19 protein-coding genes are annotated in these 19,898 nt (G+C 59.9%); 3 read left to right on the forward strand and 16 right to left on the reverse strand.

What is annotated here, in order from left to right:
• Position 1: 1 nt before the first annotated feature.
• The 3 genes from BLW03_RS00470 to BLW03_RS00480 all read right to left on the reverse strand — a co-directional run bounded on the left by BLW03_RS00470 (position 2) and on the right by BLW03_RS00480 (position 2,862).
• A complete protein-coding gene (locus tag BLW03_RS00470; protein ID WP_074651846.1) occupies positions 2-1,102 on the reverse strand; it encodes an efflux RND transporter periplasmic adaptor subunit in 1,101 nt (366 codons plus the stop codon).
• Positions 1,102-2,361 carry a TolC family protein gene (locus tag BLW03_RS00475; RefSeq protein WP_074651847.1) on the reverse strand — a complete coding sequence of 420 codons (1,260 nt, stop codon included), beginning with the start codon at positions 2,359-2,361 and terminating at the stop codon, positions 1,102-1,104. Before BLW03_RS00475 ends, BLW03_RS00470 begins: the two co-directional genes overlap by 1 nt.
• An 84-nt stretch (positions 2,362-2,445) precedes the next feature.
• Positions 2,446-2,862, reverse strand: coding sequence for a hypothetical protein (locus tag BLW03_RS00480; RefSeq protein WP_074651848.1), 417 nt, complete (start codon positions 2,860-2,862; stop codon positions 2,446-2,448).
• A gap of 558 nt (positions 2,863-3,420) precedes the next feature.
• Here BLW03_RS00480 and BLW03_RS00490 point away from each other — a divergent pair.
• On the forward strand, positions 3,421-4,689 hold the full coding sequence (locus tag BLW03_RS00490) for a radical SAM protein (RefSeq protein WP_244501894.1): 1,269 nt from the start codon (positions 3,421-3,423) through the stop codon (positions 4,687-4,689).
• A gap of 70 nt (positions 4,690-4,759) precedes the next feature.
• Here the strand turns inward: BLW03_RS00490 and thiS are convergent, their stop codons facing one another.
• The 3 genes from thiS to thiD are packed head-to-tail and all read right to left on the reverse strand — an operon-like array spanning position 4,760 to position 6,241.
• A complete protein-coding gene (gene thiS / locus BLW03_RS00495; protein ID WP_074651851.1) occupies positions 4,760-5,032 on the reverse strand; it encodes a sulfur carrier protein ThiS in 273 nt (90 codons plus the stop codon).
• 35 nt (positions 5,033-5,067) lie between these two features.
• Positions 5,068-5,391, reverse strand: coding sequence for a hypothetical protein (locus tag BLW03_RS00500; RefSeq protein WP_074651852.1), 324 nt, complete (start codon positions 5,389-5,391; stop codon positions 5,068-5,070).
• 31 nt (positions 5,392-5,422) lie between these two features.
• Positions 5,423-6,241, reverse strand: coding sequence for a bifunctional hydroxymethylpyrimidine kinase/phosphomethylpyrimidine kinase (thiD, locus tag BLW03_RS00505; protein ID WP_244501895.1), 819 nt, complete (start codon positions 6,239-6,241; stop codon positions 5,423-5,425).
• Positions 6,242-6,283: 42 nt separating this feature from the next.
• Between thiD and pyrF the strand changes: the two genes are divergently transcribed.
• A complete protein-coding gene (gene pyrF / locus BLW03_RS00510; RefSeq protein WP_074651853.1) occupies positions 6,284-6,994 on the forward strand; it encodes an orotidine-5'-phosphate decarboxylase in 711 nt (236 codons plus the stop codon).
• A 94-nt stretch (positions 6,995-7,088) separates the two neighbouring features.
• Here pyrF and BLW03_RS00515 read toward each other — a convergent pair whose 3' ends face one another.
• From BLW03_RS00515 to BLW03_RS00560, 10 genes are all read right to left on the reverse strand, one after another.
• Positions 7,089-7,268 (reverse strand): Rcat domain-containing protein, encoded by a 180-nt coding sequence (locus BLW03_RS00515; RefSeq protein ID WP_074651854.1) that lies wholly within the window; start codon positions 7,266-7,268, stop codon positions 7,089-7,091.
• A gap of 137 nt (positions 7,269-7,405) precedes the next feature.
• Positions 7,406-8,542 carry a DUF2845 domain-containing protein gene (locus BLW03_RS00520; RefSeq protein ID WP_074651855.1) on the reverse strand — a complete coding sequence of 379 codons (1,137 nt, stop codon included), beginning with the start codon at positions 8,540-8,542 and terminating at the stop codon, positions 7,406-7,408.
• A 90-nt stretch (positions 8,543-8,632) separates the two neighbouring features.
• A complete protein-coding gene (locus BLW03_RS00525; protein WP_139285044.1) occupies positions 8,633-9,643 on the reverse strand; it encodes a hypothetical protein in 1,011 nt (336 codons plus the stop codon).
• 36 nt (positions 9,644-9,679) lie between these two features.
• Positions 9,680-10,531 (reverse strand): acetyl-CoA carboxylase carboxyltransferase subunit alpha, encoded by an 852-nt coding sequence (locus BLW03_RS00530; protein ID WP_074651857.1) that lies wholly within the window; start codon positions 10,529-10,531, stop codon positions 9,680-9,682.
• A gap of 42 nt (positions 10,532-10,573) precedes the next feature.
• Complete coding sequence (locus tag BLW03_RS00535; protein WP_074651858.1) at positions 10,574-10,990, reverse strand: DoxX family membrane protein; 417 nt, start codon at positions 10,988-10,990, stop codon at positions 10,574-10,576.
• A gap of 60 nt (positions 10,991-11,050) precedes the next feature.
• A complete protein-coding gene (locus BLW03_RS20940) occupies positions 11,051-11,428 on the reverse strand; it encodes a carbohydrate porin (protein WP_244501896.1) in 378 nt (125 codons plus the stop codon).
• Positions 11,313-12,296, reverse strand: a complete 984-nt coding sequence (locus BLW03_RS00545) for a carbohydrate porin (protein WP_244501897.1) — start codon at positions 12,294-12,296, stop codon at positions 11,313-11,315. The genes BLW03_RS20940 and BLW03_RS00545 overlap by 116 nt, the downstream gene beginning before the upstream one ends.
• Before the next feature lie 186 nt (positions 12,297-12,482).
• Positions 12,483-16,010: a DNA polymerase III subunit alpha gene (dnaE, locus tag BLW03_RS00550; RefSeq protein WP_074651861.1), complete on the reverse strand. Its 3,528-nt coding sequence runs from the start codon at positions 16,008-16,010 to the stop codon at positions 12,483-12,485.
• Positions 16,011-16,066: 56 nt separating this feature from the next.
• Complete coding sequence (locus BLW03_RS00555; RefSeq protein WP_074651862.1) at positions 16,067-17,749, reverse strand: cryptochrome/photolyase family protein; 1,683 nt, start codon at positions 17,747-17,749, stop codon at positions 16,067-16,069.
• Positions 17,750-17,870: 121 nt separating this feature from the next.
• A complete protein-coding gene (locus BLW03_RS00560; protein WP_074651863.1) occupies positions 17,871-19,031 on the reverse strand; it encodes a pyridoxal phosphate-dependent aminotransferase in 1,161 nt (386 codons plus the stop codon).
• Positions 19,032-19,082: 51 nt separating this feature from the next.
• On the opposite strand from BLW03_RS00560, the gene BLW03_RS00565 reads away from it, so the two are divergent.
• Positions 19,083-19,730: an HAD family hydrolase gene (locus BLW03_RS00565; RefSeq protein WP_074655676.1), complete on the forward strand. Its 648-nt coding sequence runs from the start codon at positions 19,083-19,085 to the stop codon at positions 19,728-19,730.
• The last annotated feature ends 168 nt before the right edge of the window (positions 19,731-19,898 follow it).

Below are 19,898 nucleotides of genomic sequence, written 5' to 3' on the forward strand. Positions count from 1 at the left end.
GTTAGTCTCCCGCCGCCGGTGCGCGCAGGAAGCTGGCGCCCGTTTTTACGACCTTTTCGCCGTTCTGCAGACCATTGAGGATTTCGACGTCATCGCCGTGTGCTCCGCCGACCTTCACCTGTCGCAACGCGAACTTGCCGTCGGCACCCTGCACGTAGACTTCGGCGTTCTCGCCGTCGTGAATGACCGCCGTTGCCGGTACCACTACGACCGCGCTGGCAGGACGTGCAATCTGCAAGCTCGCAAACATCGCAGGCTTCAAGCGATGTCCGGGGTTGGGAAGCACGACGCGGGCACGTAGCGTGTGGGTCGTAGGATCGAAGACATCCCCGACGTTTGCTAGCGTTCCGTGGAAGACTTCGTTCGGATACGCTTGCACGGTCACATCGACATGCTCCGACCGCTTCAGCAGTGCCAGGTCGCGTTCAAAGACTTCGCCTTCAACCCAAACTGTGTCGAGGTTTGCGATGGTCGCTATGCCGCTTGTCGCATTGTCGACTGACTTTTGCAGTTCGCCGTTGGCAGCGCCCACTTCGATGACCGTACCGCTGATAGGCGAAGTGATGGGAGCGATGTCGCTGGTGCTGTTTTCATTGAAGCCAAGCTCGTGTAGCCGCTGGCGGGTGCGCTCAAGCTCTGCGTGGTCCTGACCTGCGGTGGCCTGAAGTTCGATGTACGCAGCCTGGGAGAGAACCTCATGATCCAGCAGGAGCTTGCCGCGCGTCATGGCACGATCGGCGCGGTCTGCCTCGACCTTGGCCTTCTCATAGTCCGAGCGAGCTGAGGCGACATCGCCACTTTGCAACATGGCGACGACCTGCCCCTTACGGACATCCTGTCCAGCAATGACCTTCAACTCAACGATGCGACCGGAAAGCGGCGGGAAGATGTGTACCAGCTTGGTCGGGTCGGCTTCGACGTGCGCGGGCACCATGAGCTGATCGTTCAGCGAGGTTGTGTGGGCTGTGGTGATGGTCAGGTTCGCTGCAGGCAGATCGGCCTGCGGCGCTTCCTTCTTTTCTTTGCAGCCGACGGTTGTCAGCAGCAGCAGGGCAGCGGCGCCAGCAAAGGCAGCGGCTCGGGTGCTCGTGTGGGCACTCATTATGGATTCACCTCAGTCGCCGTGGCGTAGGAGAGTTGGTGCAGCGCGGTTTGCGCCGTGGCCTGCGCATTCAGCGCGGCCAGGTTTGTCTGGCGGTAGTCCTGCAGAGCCGAGAGATAGTCCAGCAGGGTTGCATCGCCGTTACGGTAGGCAAATTCAAGGTTGTCGCGCACGTGTGCTGCTTCTGCCAGGTACTTGGTTTGGTAACGTGCGTTCTGCGCCACCGCTGCCTGGTACGCGGCGTAGGCCTGATCGACGTCACTGATGACCTGGTTGACCTGCTGTTGCAGAAGGAGGCGGCTGCTCTCCGCCTCGCGCCGTGAGCGTTCCTTTTCACCTTGGTTTTTATCGAAGATCCGCAGAGGAATCGACAGGTTGAAACCTGCAGTGCTTCCAGTTCCGGAGTGTTCGTATTCCAGTCCGAACTGCGGGTCCGTCTTCCCATTGGCATCCGCGAGTCGGATCGCCGCTTCGTTTGCGCGCACCTGGCGGCTCGCTGCAAGAAGATCAGGACGAGCGGCGATTGCAGCGTCTTCCAGTTGCTTCTCCGTACTGGAAAGCTGTGGCAGATCGAGGGTGCCGACGATGTCAAAGTTCGCTACACCATGCGGCTCACCCAGCAACACCTGAAGCTGCTCGCTGGCTTGCGTCAGGTTCAGTTGAGCGTTGGTCTGGTCATTCTCAAAGCCCGCAAGCTGCAGCTCGATCCGCTCGAAGTCAGTGCGATCAACATCACCAGCGTCGAGACGAACCTTCATCAGTTCGACCGTGCGGCGATAGCCCGTAAGGTTGTCATTGGCAATCGCGAGTGCAAGCTTCGCCTGCAGCATCTTCGTGAAGGCGCTGCGGACGTTGAAGTCGAGGCTGCGGCGCTGATCGTCGAACTGCGCAGAGGCGACGCCGGTGTTGGCCCGTGCCGCGTCCAGACGCAGACCGCGCTTGCCGCCGGTCTCGAACGTGCGCTGCAGACCTATGCCGTAGAAAGGCGGCCCGTTGGGGTCGGAAGTAGAGAGCGTGGACTGCGTGCCTTCGCCAGCGATGATGGGATTCAGGCGGAGGCCTGCGGTGATTTCAAGAGCTTGCACGGCGGACACATGTGTTTGTGCGCCTTGCAGACCCGGACTGTGCAGGCGGGCGTAATCGACAGCTTGTGCCATCGTGAGTGGTTGGCCTGACGCAGTCGGCGGCGATGGCGCTACCGTCTGTGCAAAAGCCACGGCCTGCAGCAAGAGACTGCCGGTCAGAAGAAGACTTCTCATACGAATAGGGGTTCCTCAGCGCTGGAGCGTTGCGGATGGAGTTTCCTTAGGGTCGATCGGCGAACGATTCAGCCGAAGGGACGACTAGGCGATGGAGGAGATTGGGGGCGGACGAGGAGATTCCGGCCTGACACCGGGACGATCTGTCAGGCGCAGCAATTCCGTGGGTCGGATCAGCCGCCGGGCAGATGCGAGGCGTGGCTGTTGCAGCATCGCCATCAGCAAAGGCATGATCTCAGCCGGTGTACCCATGGGGTCGTCCGGTGATCCCAGCAGGAGCGTATCGCCAAGGTGGCGGCTGCTGGTTTCAGTGTCCAGCTTCGCACGCTGCAGATCGTCTGTCATGGACAAGGCAGGAAACAGCACCAGGGCAATCAGCGCCGTGCAGCCGAGCGCAACCAGGAGGGAACACCGCAACTTGCCGCGCTGATGGCCGAGCACCGCCATATAGGCGAGCGCTCCAGCAACCGACAGCCACAACAGATTGAGCAGATGTTCCACTATTTCGGATCATAGTCGAGACTGGGGTCGGAGCGGAAACCTCAATTCGCCTAAGTGCCACGAATTGTTCAACTCAACCGGAATCTGGCACCAGATCCCGAGGTTCTTTCTCTGGCGCGCCGTGCCGGTCGAGAACGGAGCTCCGGAACACGATTGCTTACAGGTCCAGTGTCGGTCACTCCAAGATGCGGGGCGAAAACGTCGTAAAGCCCGATAAGCGATGTCCGATAATGCATATTCTGTACAGTAGACTTGCAGCTGGTTAGCTCCCCGCGTAACCCCGCCGAACGCAAGGCGTATCCTTAACCCGAGGACGTGTGTTCGAAGAATGGCTTACAAGACGTCGCTTGCGGTTCTCTCCCGGAGATCCGTGGCAGCGTGTGGCCCGGACGTCCCTCGTACTCTTGTTGCTGATCTTAGTCATCAGTCCAGTCACCCAGAACGTCTGGAGTGGTGACAACTTCCTTCACGGGCACGACACTGAATCAAGTTTGATCCTTGGGTTGACCATGGCGTCCGTCGCCGTGCTGCGGATGCGAAGCAGCAGGATTGATATCGATGAAACGCTTCGACGTTTCCGAGATCTTCTGTCTGCCATCTTCAGCGCCTGGTTACCCTCGTGTTTGCCGGGCCTTGCTCATGGCCTCGAACAGCTTGTTTCGATACCGCACAGCCGAGGTCGTCCCGCCGGGAACGCGGGATACCAGCTTCCAATCCTGGTCTGATCTCCTCTTAGGTGACTTCTCGTCTTCCAGACGACCTTCCGTTCCCCTTTTCGGCTGCTTACGCGCAGTACCTAGGAAGATAGATATGAAAACAAAAGAAGTTCTCGCCGCCTGGCGAGGAATCCTTGTCGGCCGCGCTCCCTCGATCTCCATCGAAATCACCAAGGAATGCCCGTTGCGCTGTCCGGGCTGTTACGCATTCGACGCCGCCCATCTCGGGGGCGGCACGACCCTTCGGGAGCTCTCCGACTTTAAGGGTGATGAACTCGTGCAAAAAATTCTGAAGCTTGTTGATCGACACAAGCCGCTTCATGTGTCGCTGGTCGGCGGCGACCCACTGGTTCGTTACCGCGAAGTGGAACAGTTGCTGCCTGAGATGGAGCGACGCGGTGTCCACACCCAGATCGTCACGAGCGCTTTTCGGGTGATTCCAGCAGAGTGGCAGAAGTACGAGCGACTGAACGTCGTAATTTCAGTGGATGGCCTTCCCGCGGAGCATGACGTCAGACGTAAGCCTGCCACTTACGAGCGAATTTTGAAGAACATCCAGGGATCGAAAGTCACTATCCATTGCACGGTGACGGCGCAGATTGCCGACCGGCCCGGATATCTGGATGAATTCCTTGGCTTTTGGTCGACAGTTCCGGAAGTCAAGAAGGTCTGGTTCAGCCTGTTCACACCGCAACGTGGAGCGACTGATCCGGAGATTCTGTCTCCATCACAGCGAGCCGCCGTGATGGCTGATCTGTCCGTGTTACGACGGAAATACCCATTCCTGGATATGCCCGAAGCCGTGATCGCGGAGATCGAGCAGCCGCCGCAAAACCCTGATGAATGCATCTTCGCCAGGACCACAGCAACATTTTCTGCGGATCTTAAAACCGCCATCACACCCTGCCAGTTCGGTGGTGATCCGGACTGCTCGCAGTGCGGGTGCATCGCATCCATGGGGCTGGCCGCTGTCGGCCATCATCGAGTGATCGGGGCGCTCACGGCGGGACATCTCTTCATGGGGTCGGCCAAGATCGGTGCGTTCTGGAATCGGTTGACCCGCAAGCCGGAACCCATTCCGGTGCCGGCCTCTCCCTTCCAGATTCTTTGAACCGGGTAGACAAGCTGTGCCGTTCCAATCTATCGGCACAGCTTGTCACACGGTGACGCCTGGGTTCCCCTTAGTTCGTCTGCATGATGCGCGACGTGCTCAGGAAGTATCGAGTGTCGTTCGTGCCGCCCCCGACAAAATGGACAACCTCGAACCGATCTCCGGATTCGATCGGCGTTGCTCCCCAGGTGCTTCGAGGCACGATGTCGCCGTTGCGTTCCAATGCGACACGGTCTGCGCGGAAACCCAGAGCCGCTACCAGCGCGGTCACGTCCGGCTTCTCGCCAAGATCGGCAAAGGTGCGCTCGGCGCCATTCAGAATTACCGTTACTGCTCCAGCCATGGGCCCAGTTTACCAAGGCTAAGACGGTCGTCTGACTAGCTTCCTGTGACCGGAAGGTTCAACAGATGCATGAGTGCCAATTGCGCCCGCTGGTGCCACGATTGAATCAATTCACACTCTGCAAAAACCTTCCGAGAGCAAGACATCAGCGTGCGGATCGCTGCTCCGTCCGACGGGTTCTCAATCTGTTCGTACAGGCGAGAGTCGGCAAGGTACTCGACCGCATGACCGAGGATCTCGAGTGCTCGGCCCTGCGTTGGTGTGGTCCGGCGGCGGATGACCGGAGCACGCGGTTGCCGAGACTTGGGAGTGAAGTCAGCATGAGAACCGAGGGTGGTTGCATGGGCAGCGATTGACATACTGCTCTCATCGGCCCCTTGCTGAGTGTCTTTAGAAGTTCGGCTGTCCCAAGATCGGCCACAGAAGATTCATGGGACCCCGCCCCGCTCCGCGTGGGGTGGCGGTCCGCATCGCCTGCGCGACATAAGCCTTTGCAGCCGCCGCCGCGTCCGGCCAATTCTGCCCGGCCAGCCGACCGCACAGCAGTGCGCTTGAGAACGCACAGCCGGTGCCGTGGGTCGCACTGGTCTCAATGCGGTCGCCCGGCAATGTAGTCCAGATACCGCCTGCCAGTAGAAGATCGTCGGGCTTTGGGCGATGGCCTCCGGTCGCGACGATGACGAGGTTGGGATGCTTTCGAGCGAGTGATTCGGCCGCGTCGTGGATGCCTTCTTCTGTCTCACAAGGAAGCCCGGAAAGAACAGCAAGCTCCTCCGTGTTTGGAGTCATGGCATCGATCAGTGGTAGTAACTCTTCGACAAGAGCGCGGATCCCCTCATCTTCCAGCAACGCTCTCCCCGAGCTGGAACGTAGCACCGGATCAAGGACGACCAGGGGCCGCCACGGGAGAGATTCTAAAAACTCGACGACGCAGCGCACCTGTTGTAATCCGCCCAGCATTCCGATCTTGATTCCTGCAGGCGGCAGATCGGCCCACAGCTCCGTCAGTGTCTGCGAAAGAAGCTCAGGCATAACAAGCTCCACGCGCCGCACACCGACTGTCGACTGTACCGTGAGCGCCGTGATGGCTGCCGTGCCGAAGACTCTGTGCGCGGCGAAGACCGCCAGGTCAGCCGTGATGCCTGCGCCCGAGGACGGGTCGAAGCCTGCAAGCGTCAGGGCGGTAGGTGTCGTTTGGTCCATCGTCATCCGGTACTCAGCATAGCCTGACGCCGCATCTACACTGGAGACATGGACCCCCTTGACCGACTGATTGTCGCCCTTGACTACTCCTCACGCGCGGAGGCAATGGCCTTCGTCGACCAACTGGACGGCACAGTACGCTGGCTAAAGGTCGGTCTGGAGCTCTACCTTGCCGAGGGACGACCGATGGTGGAGGCACTGCGCGCGCGTGGCTTCGAGGTCTTTCTGGATCTAAAACTGCACGACATCCCCAACACAGTTGCTGGCGCTGTGCGCTCTGCCGAAGCGTGTGGCGCAGCACTCCTCACGCTGCATGCTGCCGGTGGTCCTGCCATGCTGTCCGCCGCGGCAGAAGCTGCCGCCAAGCTGGCACAGCCGCCCAGGCTTCTCGCAGTGACGGTCCTGACCAGCATGGATGCGGCACAGCTGAAAGCCATCGGTGTTGAGGTCACGGCGCGTGAGCAAGTGGTGCGGCTCGGCGAGATGGCGGTCGCGGCAGGTGTCAACGGCCTCGTTTGCTCATCAGAGGAGATCATTCCGCTGAGGTCGAGTGCCGCGCAGGACGCAAAGCTCGTGGTCCCGGGGATTCGCCCGGCGGGTGCCGCGAAGGACGACCAGAGCCGCATTGCGACGGCGGGGGATGCCATACGCTACGGAGCAGACATGCTGGTGGTGGGTCGGCCGATCACACGCGCCGCTGATCCCGCCGCAGCCGCGGCTGCCTTGTTCGCTGAGATCAACTCGGCCCAAAGAGACTAGGCAGCGCAGATCAAGCCCGGCACAGAAAAGAAAGACCCGGCGCCGAGGCGCCGGGTCTTTCTTTTAGATCCTGTTCAGTTGATGTCGCGTGGGACTACAGACGCTCAAAGAAATCGCATGCTGAGCACGAAATGTAGATGCCACCGGGGGTTCCGCGTTCACGGTCCTTTACGCGCTTTACGATACGCGTCGGCTTGCTGCACTTCGGGCAGTCGGTGCTCTTTGTGGTGTCCATCGCCTTTTTGCGATCACCGGTTTTGGCAATCTTCGCCATGGGGTGTTCCTCTCTGCGGCGCCTTCCGTGCGCCTGATGGGATCTTGATTCGCGGGTATTCCGGCGACGCAGGATGCGCAGCCAGGTTGCGAGCAGCCACAGGGAGACCGTGGGCTCTGTCGCTCAACAGAATCAGTTTACATCAGGTGAGGCATCGCGTTGGAAGCGAGGCTTTTCTTCACCGCAGGATCAGGAGTGGGCGCCGGGGATGCCTTCCCTTTCTCGGCGTCAGGGCGTTCGCCTGGAGCACGAAGCGACGGCGCTTTCGGCTGGGCTGCTTCCGAGTCGGCAGTTCCCTTCGCGGCAAGAGGCGCGTCGCCCAGGGATATCTCGTGCGTGAGCGCTGGATCCCGGTAGCCGGCCATCTGGTCTTTATCGTTGATTTCAATTGCCTTACCCAGCGCGGCTGTCTTCATCAGGACTACTCGATCCCCGCGGAAGCGGACAAAACGGATGGTCTGCGGCGTGTGACCGTAGATCCATTCCTCAAAGACCTCTCCATCGGTACTGTCTGCCGCACGCTCCCGCAGTTTGCTCTCCGGTTGGCCGAGGGACGCCAGGACCATGCGGCGATTCATGCCCACGTATACCTCGTGTTCTTCAATCGCCTTCTTGATCGGCTCTGGCAGCGTGTCCGCAAAGGCCTGCTCGGAGCTTTTAAGACCGAAATCGAGCAGCGGCTCCAGTAGCGACTTCAACTCGGCGGCAGAAAGACGTGGCGTTGCCCCCTCAAAGAGGAGCGTGATGCGCGTCCCGGTAGGCCGCTCGCCTACCTGTCCATCGCCCGCCAAAGGCATGTTGTTAATCGAAATATGGCGGAGAAACCGATGCGGAAGGTAAGGACCGCCGTTCACATCGATATTGATCCGATCCGCCAGAACGGCGATATCTGTGACCATGATGCGGTCGCCCGCGCCGGCACACATGCCGTCTTTGTACATGCGTGCCTGCAGGGTCTTGCTATCGACAGTCAGTTTGCCATTCGCGTGGAGGACGAGTCCGGGCGCTCCAAGCGGTAGCGCGCGATGTGCGAACCCCTGCTCCATCAGCAGCATGCGGACCAGTTCGCGTCGGCCGGAGATGTCCATCGGCTCTTGCGTAAACTCCACGCGGGTCGGCTTGAAGTCGAGCAGTGGATCGCCGATCGCGGTGTCAGCCCCGACAACGAAGACATCGCGCTGGACCTGCGGACCCACGACAGCCTGGGAGAATGCAGACGAAGTAAGGGCTGCGACTGAAAGGAGGAGAAGCGCGGAGGTGGTTGCTGCACGCATGGGAGGGGACCCGATGCACGCAATGTAGACCCAACCGGGGTTGTAATGCAAGTGCGGAGATGGACTTTGTTCGAGGAACCACCAAGCCTGTTACAAAATTGGGTCCGGCGGGGCAGAGGTGGACGGAGGTGCCGGCGCGATCCCGCCAATCTGAACCAACGGCGCGGCTGCGGCATGCTTCTTCTCTTCCCGAATATGCTCTTCAGGCGGTGCGACGACGACTGGTGCACCGGCACCCTCGATAGGTTGCCATGTGTAGTGCCACGCGTAGTCCTTCGTGATGCGGTAGAGCGCGATCAACGCTGCGATCAAGATCAGCACGCCGAACACGGAAGCCTCCGGACCAAACGGGCCGCCGGTCAACCAGGCCGGTCCGCCTGTGTCGCTTTGGACGATGCCGTAAGTGACAGGCGTGTACGGAGAGTTAGCGCCGAAGAGCAGTTGCAGGCTAAGCGTCCAGCCCATCTGGATGCCCAACGGCAGCCAGATGGCGCGCGTGCGCAAGTAACCTGCGACGAACAACGACGCAGCCAGAGCCATGAAGATCAGGCCTCTCCCCTGTCCTCCCTGCCCGGACACCGCCAGACAAACCACAACGAAAAGGATCGCCGACATCGCCCATGCCGGACCGGTAGCCCGCACCAGCAGACGGACCGGAAGGCCAGCCAATACCAGTTGCACGACGAGCGCAAATGCGGTCAGAACGAGCGCGCTGATCAAAAAATGTGTAAGCGCAATGCCGGCAAAGCCAAAGGTGAAGTCCAGGTTTCCTGTGAGCATGGCCGGCAACACCAAAGCAATCGCGATGGCCCATCCGAGAGCCGCACCGCGACCAAACTCAGTTGCGATCCCGGGCCTGCGTACAAAGCCGATGCTGCTAAGCGGCCGAAGATCCTGAATATAGGTACGTGCGATGGCGTAGAATCCGCCAGCCAGCAGCGCTGCTGCGACCCCCTCGCGGACCAGGTCTTCCCAGAGCGCAGGCACGAGCTTTGTTGTCTCACCGGCGACCGCCAGCGTCAGCACGATCCACGCAGCCGAGAGCAAAAACAGCGATGCCGTGCGATTCGTGCGAGGTCTTGTGGGTGGAGTACCGTTCATCCGCTTGTGCGCCTTCCCTGTTTGACGAAGGCCGAGCTATACCGTGGACTTGGCCGTGGTGTAGAACTGCGCGATGTTCCGGAACTTCTGGTAGCGGCTCTCCAGCAGCTCTTCGATGGACTTGGACTTCAACTCTCCGAAGTGGTGCTGAAGACATCCCCGAACATGCTGCAGGGCGCGGTCGGGATCGGCCTGCGCTCCACCCGGCGGCTCAGCAATGACATCATCCACGCAGCCCATGCGAGAGACGTCCGGGGCCGTGTACTTCAGTGCATCCGCTGCGGCCTGACGCTTTGCCGCGTCCTTCCACATGATGGACGCACAGCCCTCGGGTGAGATGACCGAGTAGATGGAATTCTCCATCATCAGGACACGGTCCGCTACGGCTAGAGCAAGCGCTCCACCACTGCCGCCCTCGCCCGTAATGGTCGTGATGGTGGGTACGCGAAGTCGGGACATTTCGATCAGGTTCCGTGCAATCGCCTCGCCCTGACCGCGTTCTTCCGCACCCAGGCCGGGGTAGGCACCGGCTAGATCCAGAAAGGAGAAGACGGGGCGGCCAAACTTTTCGGCAATCTTCATCGCCCGCAACGCTTTGCGGTAGCCTTCCGGCTCAGGCGAGCCGAAGCGAAACTGCATGCGCTCCTTGGTGGTGCGGCCCTTGCGGTTGCACAGAACAAGGACTTCGTCTTCGCCAAAGCGAGCCATTGCGGCGTACATCGCTGCGTCGTTGCCGAAGCTGCGATCGCCGTGGATCTCACTCTGGTCCGTGAAAAGCGCGTCGATGAAGTTCATGGGGTGAAGGCGCTGCGGGTCACGCGCAACCTCTGTCTTTCGCCACGCCTCGGATACGGGCGGGGCTACGGGCTTTGCTTCTATCTCTGCCATGCGTTTCAATCCGCGCTGCAGGGCTCACAGCGACTTCGCCGATTATACGTTCTTACGACCCATCATCCCGTCGATAGCGAACGCATTCGATTCCACAAGCCACAGCATGACGAAGAAGACCAGGCTGTACTGCAACTGCGTCCCTGCGCCAGCCCAGTTTTGCGTAGACGTGGTGCCAAAGGTCAGCGCGATCATGAAGAGGGATCCGCCGATCAGCGCCAGGCGTGTGAAGAGGCCCAGGATGAGCAGCGTTCCCAGCGTGAGCTCGATGAAGGGCGTCGCATACAGGAAGGCCAGCGAGAGCGTGTGTGGGAGCGGCCCTTTGTCCATGCCTGCTGCGGCACCGTTGGCAAAGGCACCTACACCGCTCAAGATGCGGAAGAAGCCGTGACCGAAGATATTGACGCCCAATGCTAGTCGCATCAGCGCGTATGCAATTGCCTTATGATCGCGAAGCATGTTGCCTCCGTGAAGTGACCCATTCCGGATAGATCCGTACGTTCGTCCGAGCTTACCTCGTCAGAAGATGATCCGCATCCTAACGCCGAGTAAGGCGGTCGTGTAGGCCTTCGCGCTGTTTGTGGGGTGGATGGAAACCTGGAGATCGGGGCCGAGTTCGAGACTTTGCGTCATACGGACGCGGTAAAAGCTCTCGAAAAGACTCTCGTGATGACGGGCCGTGTGACTGGGGTCCGTCAGGGTGAAAGAGGCACCGAACATGTCTCCCCTTCTGCCGAATGGGTGGATGTTTACGATGCCAGCATCGAAGACACGTTTAATGTTAGAACCGCTGTCGGTCCCGATCCCAATTCGGCCGAAGGGTTGCCCAGCCGTTCTTGAACTCGTAGTCCGAGCCGAAGCCGACACCCGCGCCGCTACCCTGCGTCGCAGTGTCATCCCGCCACACCAGGAAGCGATACAGGTGCTCCTGCTGCGTAGGCGATCCGCTCTTCCACCCGAATTCGACCGCATTCATGTATTTCTTGTCTACGAGCGTCTTCAGGTTCTTCTGCTGAGCTCCTTCCGTGTCGACAGTGACGGCATGAATGTAGATGTGCTTCGTAGCTTGGTACTCCAAAGCAGCCCCACCTGCGTAGGTTCCGTCCGACGGAATGGTCAGGTTGCCGTCGTTCTCTGCATTCAGAAATTGAGTGCGCTCGTCGTCGTTGTAAAGGCTCAGACTGATGAATTCGTTCGGGTGGATCTTCCCGACGTAGAAGGCAAACTTCTTTTTGTAAAAATCCTGGCGATAGTACAGAACGTTCAGAGTGATCGGCTCCTGAGGGCCGCCTCCCGGCAGGCAATTGAGGACGAGGCCCGATCCGAGCGAGTCGCTCAGATTGAATTGCTGACTCACACCGATGTTCGTGCCAGAACGAACCAGCATGCTGAACGAGCCCGCGTTTCCGCCGTGATCGTACGCTTTCCAGCCGCCTACCAAATCGAAACGTCCGGTCGCCCAGTTGTGGCGCACGTGATCAGGCGTCGTCGTCGCGTATTGATTCACGACGGTGTAGGTCGCGGCGAAGCTGAGACCCTCAGACTTCCGAAGGCGGTTCATCGCGGTGTCCACTGGTTTGAGGATGGGATGAAAGAGATCGTTATGAAAGAGGGGATCAGCCGGCACCTTGGCCAGCACCGCTACGTCCTGATCGAGCGCCTGGCCTGGATAGATCCTCGGCGCCTCTGTTTTGTCTTCTGCCTGAGACTGGACTTGAACATGCGCCGAAGCGTGCGGAGCGCCGGACCCAATCTGGGCTGACAAACTGGCAGTGAAGAACGAGCAGAGGAGAGCGAAGCAAAGCTCTCGGAGCCCTGCCCGCAGGTGCGGCAGACTGGTTTCTGGGGAATTCGTCATTCTTCTCGTTCGTGATCAGCCGAGAAATTCTCCCCGCGACAAAGAGTTGATTCGCCGCGGGGGCTCAGGGATTCACGCTCGACCAAGAGCGAATTAGTTAATCACCTTAACACCACCAGCGCCGACGAGATCCTCGACCTGCTCGATGAAGAGCTTGTCAGCACACACGTTGAAGCCAACCGGTTCGAGTACCGCGCAGAATTCACCCGGCTCTTCCAGATCAAGCAACACCTTGCCGGGACCCGGCTTCGCAGTAAAGATGCTGAGCAGCTTCTCAAGCAGCGCGGCGTCCGGGTTGTGCAACGGAACCTTGATGCGCAGCGCCTCCGGCAGCCTGATCTTAACGTCCTCAAGCGCCTCGATCTTGGTGACAGAGAGTTTAGGTGCGGAGTCTTCTTCGCCGCGCAGCGAGCCACGCACGAGAACCGGCACATCGATCTTCAGTGCCTCCTGCAGCTTCTCGTAGTCCTTCGGAAAGGCGATGATGTCGATCTTGCCGTGAGTATCCTCAAGGATCGCTGAGGCGTACATCTCGCCGCTGCGCTTGCTCTTCGCAACTTTCAGAGCAGAGATCACTCCGGCAATCTGGATCTCCGCCTGAGGTTCGCGCTGTCCGCGTTGGAAGACCACGGGCTCCGGCTTCATCTCGCATGCGGTGGCGGTGTCCACCACGCCCTTGATGTTCCGCAACTTCTCGCGGTACTTGTCCATGGGGTGCCCGCTGACAAAGAAGCCGAGCACTTCCTTCTCGTTCTGCAGTCGGGTGTGTTCGTCCCATTCCGGCATCTGCGGCAGTTCATCTTCTGCAGTTTCCTGCGCGCCAGCTGGCCCCGCGTCGAACAGACCGAACAGACCACTCTGCCCACTGGCCGCGTCACGCTGCGACTTCTGCGCACGTTCCATGGCTTTGTCGACAGCGTTGTAGACGCGCGCGCGTGGCCCAAAGCTGTCCATCGCGCCCGCCTTGATCAGCGACTCCAGCACACGCTTGTTCAGCAGTCGCAATTCGACGGACTCGCAGAAGTCCCACAGCGAAGCGAACCCCTTCTTCCCTTCCGCCTGCAGCTCGCGGCGGGAGGCAACAATGGTCTCGATGGCGTTGCCACCCACATTCTTAATCGCAGCCAGCCCGAAGCGAATGCCGCCGTCGCTCGGCGTGAAGTTTGAGTCGGAAATCTGTACGTCCGGCGGCAGAACGGTAATGCCCATCTCCCGGCACTCGCCGATGTACTTCACGACGTTCTCAGGCTTTGAGGTTTCGCTGGTTAGCAGCGCTGCCATGAACTCGACGGGATAGTGCGTTTTCAGCCAGGCCGTGTGATACGCGAGGAGTGCGTAGGCGGACGAGTGCGATTTGTTAAAGCCGTAGCCCGCGAACTGCAGGATCAGATCGAAAAGTGCGCCAGCCTTTTCCTTGGGATGCTTGCGTTCGGCAGCACCGGCCATGAACAACTCACGCTGCACTTCCATCGCGGCTGGGTCTTTCTTACCCATAGCGCGACGCAGAAGATCGGCGCCGCCGAGCGAGTAGCCCGCGATGACGGATGAGATTTGCATGACCTGTTCCTGGTAGACGATGACGCCCAGCGTCTCCTTCAACAGGCCTTCCAGATCCGGCAGCATGTATTCAACAGCGCGGCGACCCCACTTGCGTTCGATGAAGTCATCAATCATGCCGCCCTGGATTGGACCCGGACGATAGAGCGCGTTGAGTGCCGTCAGATCTTCGACAGTCGTCGGCTTGTAGCGCCGCAAAACGTCGCGCATACCGCCCGATTCAAACTGGAACACGCCCGAAGTCAGCGCGCGATGGAAGACTTTCTCGTAGGTCACCTGGTCGTCGAGGTCGATGGTCGCCATGTCGATCGTGACGCCCTGGTGCTGCTTTATGAGCTTCAAGCAATCATCGATGACGGTCAGCGTCGTTAGCCCAAGGAAGTCCATCTTGAGCAGACCCATCTTCTCGACGGCCTTCATGTCATACGCGGTGACAAGATCGTCCGTCTTCGTGAGCGTGACAGGCACAAGCTCCGTCAGCGGCTGCGGTGCGATGACGACGCCGGCCGCGTGAACACCGGCGCCACGCACAAGACCTTCCAGGCGCAAGGCGGTGTCGATGACTTCACGGATCTGAGGGTTGCTCTCGTAGACGGCGGCCAGTGGTGGCGAGTCCTTCAGCGCCTGATCGATGGTGATGCCGATGGTCGCGGGAATCATCTTCGCGATGCGGTCGATCTCACCGTAGGGAATCTCCAGCGCACGGCCAACGTCCTTGATGGCGGCCTTCGCAGCCATGGTGTTGAACGTGATGATCTGCGCGACCTGGTCCGCGCCATACTTACGCTTGACGTAGTCGATGACCTCGCCGCGACGGTTCATGCAGAAGTCGATGTCGATATCGGGCATGCTCACGCGCTCAGGATTCAGGAAGCGTTCGAACAGCAGCTCGTTCTGCAGCGGGTCGACGTCCGTGATCTCCATGACGTACGCGACGAGCGAACCCGCAGCCGATCCGCGGCCCGGTCCAACCGGGATGTTCTGCTCCTTTGCGTAGCGGATGAAGTCCCACACGATCATGAAGTAGCCGGGGAACTTCATGCTCTTGATGCAATCCAGTTCGCGCTGCAGACGAGCTTCGTACGCGTCGATCTCGTAACGCAGCAGACCACGCGACCGCAGATGCGATACCGCGGTGCTGAGCCGCTTCTTCAGACCCTCACGGCAGACAGCCTCGAAGTAATCGTCGAGGGACATGCCTTCGGGGACCGGGAACGCCGGGAAGGGGTCGTCCACCTTCTTCAGCTTCACGTTGCAGCGGTCAACGAACTGCATGGTGCGCGTGCAGACTTCCTCATGGCCAGCGAAGGTGCGATGCATCTCCTCCGCGGACTTGATGTAGAACTCCTGCGTGTCGAATTTGAACCGGTTCGGATCGTTCATGGATCCAGCGGTCTGTACGCACAGCAGGATCTCGTGTGCTCGGCTGTCGTCGGCTGCGACATAGTGTGAATCGTTGGTCGCGATCAGCGGGATGTCGAGGTCCCTCTCCATCCGGAAGAGCTGGTCGCACACGCCTTTATCGGGCTCCAAGCCGTGATCCTGAATCTCGAGGAAGAAGTTGCCCTTGCCGAACATGTCCTGAAACATGCCCGCACTACGCTTCGCCTCTTCGTACTTGTCCTTCATCAGGTGCTGATTGATCTCACCGGCAAGGCAGCCACTGAAAGCGATAAGGCCTTCTGTGTGCTTCGACAGGAACTCCTTCGAAACACGCGGCTTGCGGTAGAAGCCATGCACCGCTGCTTCACTGGTCAGGCGCACCAGATTGCGGTAGCCGGCGTCGTTCTCTGCCAAAACCAGGAAGTGGTTATAGCCGCCGCTCCGTTCACGATGGTCATCGGTCTGCGACAGGTAAAGCTCGCAGCCGATGATGGGCTTGATGCCCTTCTTCTGCATGGCGTCTGCAAAGTGCACCGCACCGAAGATGTTGCCGTGGTCGGTCATGGCAGCGCCCGTCTGGCCCAGCTTACTCATGTGCGCGGCGAGTTTGTCGACGTCGCAGGCGCCGTCCAGAAGGCTGTAATCGGTGTGGAGATGCAGGTGCGTGAAATCAACGGCCATGGATCGATTCTAGGCCGCGAGCGGTGTGGTAGATGCCTCTGGAAAAGCCGTCCCAATTACGTGACGGTCTCTCCCCTGCCCAGCTGTGCAACGGCGGCCTCGGCACGTTCGCGCAAGGCCTTCCGCTCCGTCGCAGTCTTCTTCCGAAGAGCCACATACGGCATGCGTAGACGCTGATTCGACTGCAGCAGCTCTGCGTTCCGCTCCAGGAACGTCCAGTAAAGCGCGGTGTATGGACAGGAACCCGGGCCCAACGATTTCCTGGGATCAAGCGCGCATTTGCCACAATAATCGCTCATCCGGTTGATGTAAGCGGCACCTGACACGTAGGGCTTCGTTGCCGTCAGGCCGCCGTCGGCAAACGTCGCCATCCCCAGAACATTCGGCTCCACGACCCAGTCGTAAGCGTCGATATAGGCGACCCAGAACCAGTCGGTCAGCTCGCGTGGAGAGAAACCGCACAAGACGGCCAAGTTCGACAGGACCATCAGGCGAGTGATGTGGTGCGACCAGCCCTGCTGCCGGACCTGCGCGACGACGGTATCGAGACAGAACATCCCTGAACGCTCGCCCCAGTAAGCAGCGGGCAGTGGTAGATGAGCCTTCAGCGCTGAGGGGGTAGCCGGACGGTCAGGGGTGGCGGGATCGATGGTCTGCACGATGGTGGCGCTGTAGGCGTGCGCATCACGATTCGACAGTGGATCGGGACTCTGTGGCAGCAAGCGAAAGCCATCGGTGGTCTCGTGGATATGGCGCATGAACTCGCGCCAACCCAGGATCTGGCGGATAAAACCCTCAGCACTCGCCAGCGGGATCTTACCCCGATGATAGGCAGCTTCGACATCCGCAACCACTTCGCGAGGCAGCAGTCGACTGACGTTCATCAAGGCCGACAGCGCCGAGTGGAAGAGCATCGGCTCCTGCGTACTCATCGCGTCTTCCCACGGCCCGAAGAACGGCAGCAAGCGATCGAGGGCAAAGCGCCACGCTGTCTTCGCATCGACTTCGGTGACGGGGAGATCGAACCCGTCTACAGAGCCGAACGCAACCGGGTTCACTGCCTGAATCATCTCCATCAGTTCAAGCGTGATGGCATCCAATTCAAAACTGGGCCGAGGCGGAGGAGTGATCTGGCCACGATAGGGCTCGCGATTCTGTTCGTCGAAGGAGAGCTTGCCGCCTGCGAACTTGCCGGCTTCCATCAGGATGCCGCTGGTCTGACGCATGTGACGGTAGAAACGCTCCATCAGGAACTGCCGCCCGCGTGAGGTCCCTTTCCCAAACGCTGCCTGCCAGTCGTCCGGCTTTGACAGCCATGCGGTGTCTTCGTGCTCCTCCAGTTGCAGACCCGCGGCGCAGCCGCGCTCCAGATCCTTCCGGAGTTCGCGTTCAGCGGGACGAGTGTAGAGGATCGAGCCAAGCTGAAAGCGCTGCTGCGCCGCCCGAAGTTGCTCTCCGTAACTTTCGGGCGAATTCAGGTAAAGCACACTGCGGCCACGCTCGATCTGCTCCAGCGCGAAGTGCCGCATGTTGGAAAGGACAAGCAACACCTTCTTGTGGTGATACGGGCGTGCCCTGCCCTTTGCGTGCGACTCCACCAGAATGATGCCAGCATTGCTGTCTGTTGCAAGCGGACCGATGCGATCGTTCAGCCGGTCATACGGCACGAAGACCCAGGAGCGATCTCTGGCCTCCCCGACGGTGGGATAGCGTTGCCTCATTGCTTCCAGAAAACTCATGCCGCGTTGGATGCGGGCTGGATCGGGCGCTCCAGTGGACACTTTGTTCCGATGAACTTGTCAGACGCGCCTTTTCGCTCTCATTGTGGTCGCGGCTAATGCTGAAGGAGCGTCAGGTCGCTTAAGCCCACGTCTGCATCATGGACTCCAGGCCACGGCGAAACAGCTCGGGCTGCGGCAGCAGGCTGATAACCAGCCAGCCACTCGCTGGAAACCCATAGAACGATCCGGGATGTACCGCGACGCTCCTCTGCTCAAGGACCTGGATCGCGAGTTCGGAGTCGTTTGCAGTTGCCGGTACGCGAAGGACTGCGGCCCATCCGCCTTCCACCTTCAAACGACTTACCATGCTCCCTCGGATGCTTTCATCGAGTGCTAGCAGGTTCGATGCCACCCGCTCCCTGATCTGCTGCTGCGGGCCTTCGCGAAGCATCAACCACTGCGGCAGGGCGACCTGTGGCGGCGTCGCGACGGACAGGAAAGTATCTGCAATGACCTCAAGCCGCTCCATGGCAACCTCAACCTCCTCCGCTGGTCCACAGACGAGCGTCCAGGCAAGCTTCATCTGCGGCAGCGCCAGCAGCTTACTGAGCCCGCCCATTACAAAGGTCAGAATCTCCGAGGGCAGTGCTGCAAAACTGGGCTGATTCCCAGACTCGACCCTGTAGTCCAGAAAGACCTCATCGATGACCAGCGGCAGATCGTGTTCGCCAGCTACCCTCCAGAGAACCTCGCGGTCCACCGCGCTGCAGTAATGCCCTGTCGGGTTATTGGGATGGATGGCGACGATCGCCCGCGTGCGGGGCGTCACGGCAGCGGCAAGCGAAGAAGGATCGATCTGCCAGCCATCGTGATAGACCAGCGGGTACGGAATGAGTTCAACATCATGCAGGCGAGCCAGCAGATCGAAGAGCGGGTAGCTCGGCGATGGCACAAGGATGGCATCGCCCGGCTCACAGAAGAGGCGAAGCAGATAGCCATAAGCCTCGCTGGTACTTGCTGTGAGAAGAATCCTGTCTGGTGTGACGTTCGCACCGTAGCTCTCTGCGTAGAGCTCGGCGATCGCCCGACGAGTGGAGATCATCCCCAAAGCATTTGCGTCGTAATGAAGCACAGATGTATCACCAAGAGCCGTAGCAATGGCGGGCGGATAGACGAATCCGCAGCGAGTCGGGTTGGACACCGTCAGATCGGCAAATCCCTCGCGCGAACGCGCCAAGGCCAGAGCCTCTCCATAGGCTGAGGCCGTATCTCCAAAGTCGCTGCGTGAGGCGAAACGCATAGACCCATGCTACGCAACCATCGGACGACAGACCTTGGTTACAATCGACCGATGTCCTCCCTCGATGCAGTGTTATTCGACTACGGTATGGTCCTCAGCGCACCGCGTAACCCTCAGATCTGGAGCGAGCTGGCAGGTCTCAGCGGCATGTCAGAAGCCGAACTGGAACGCGTCTACTGGATGTATCGCGACGAATACGACGCAGGTATCCTGACCGGCGAAGAGTTCTGGAGCAATGTGGGCGCCAGCGCAGGCGCGACTTATTCCCCGGACCTGTTATCGCAGATGAACGCAGGAGATGTACGCCTGTGGGGAGATCTTAATGAGCCCATGGTCCAGTGGGTGCTACAACTGCATAGAGCCGGCATTCGTACGGGCATCCTGTCCAACATGGGTGACCGCATGTCGGAAGGGCTTGCATCCCGCTTTGATTGGATTGGCCGCTTCCATCACACGGTATGGTCGCACGCGCTGAAGATGCGCAAGCCCGATCCCGCCATCTACGCAGAGTCGGCCTCCGGACTCGGAGTGGCCCCGGCCAGGATTCTTTTCATCGACGACAAACCCGAGAACACCTCCGCCGCGATCGCATTTGGTATGCAGGCCATCGTGTACAAGGACTTCGATAGCTTCACCGCGGAGATGGAGAGTCGCGGCTTCGGCGACCTTCTGCGCATCGCCTCGTCGGGCGCGAGATAGAGCATCGGCAGCACAACGCAGACATTCGTCACTCAGAACGCCGCCAGCATTTCCACGGTTACACGATCGTTGGAGAAGCCAGCACCTGCGCGCCCGCAGGAGATGGCATCAGCAAAGTTCTGTCCCGCGGCGGTTCATGCACCACCGCGCTTGGCCTCAAAGCTGGCA

The organism is Terriglobus roseus (assembly GCF_900105625.1).
GTDB classification, from domain to species: Bacteria; Acidobacteriota; Terriglobia; order Terriglobales; family Acidobacteriaceae; genus Terriglobus; species Terriglobus roseus_B.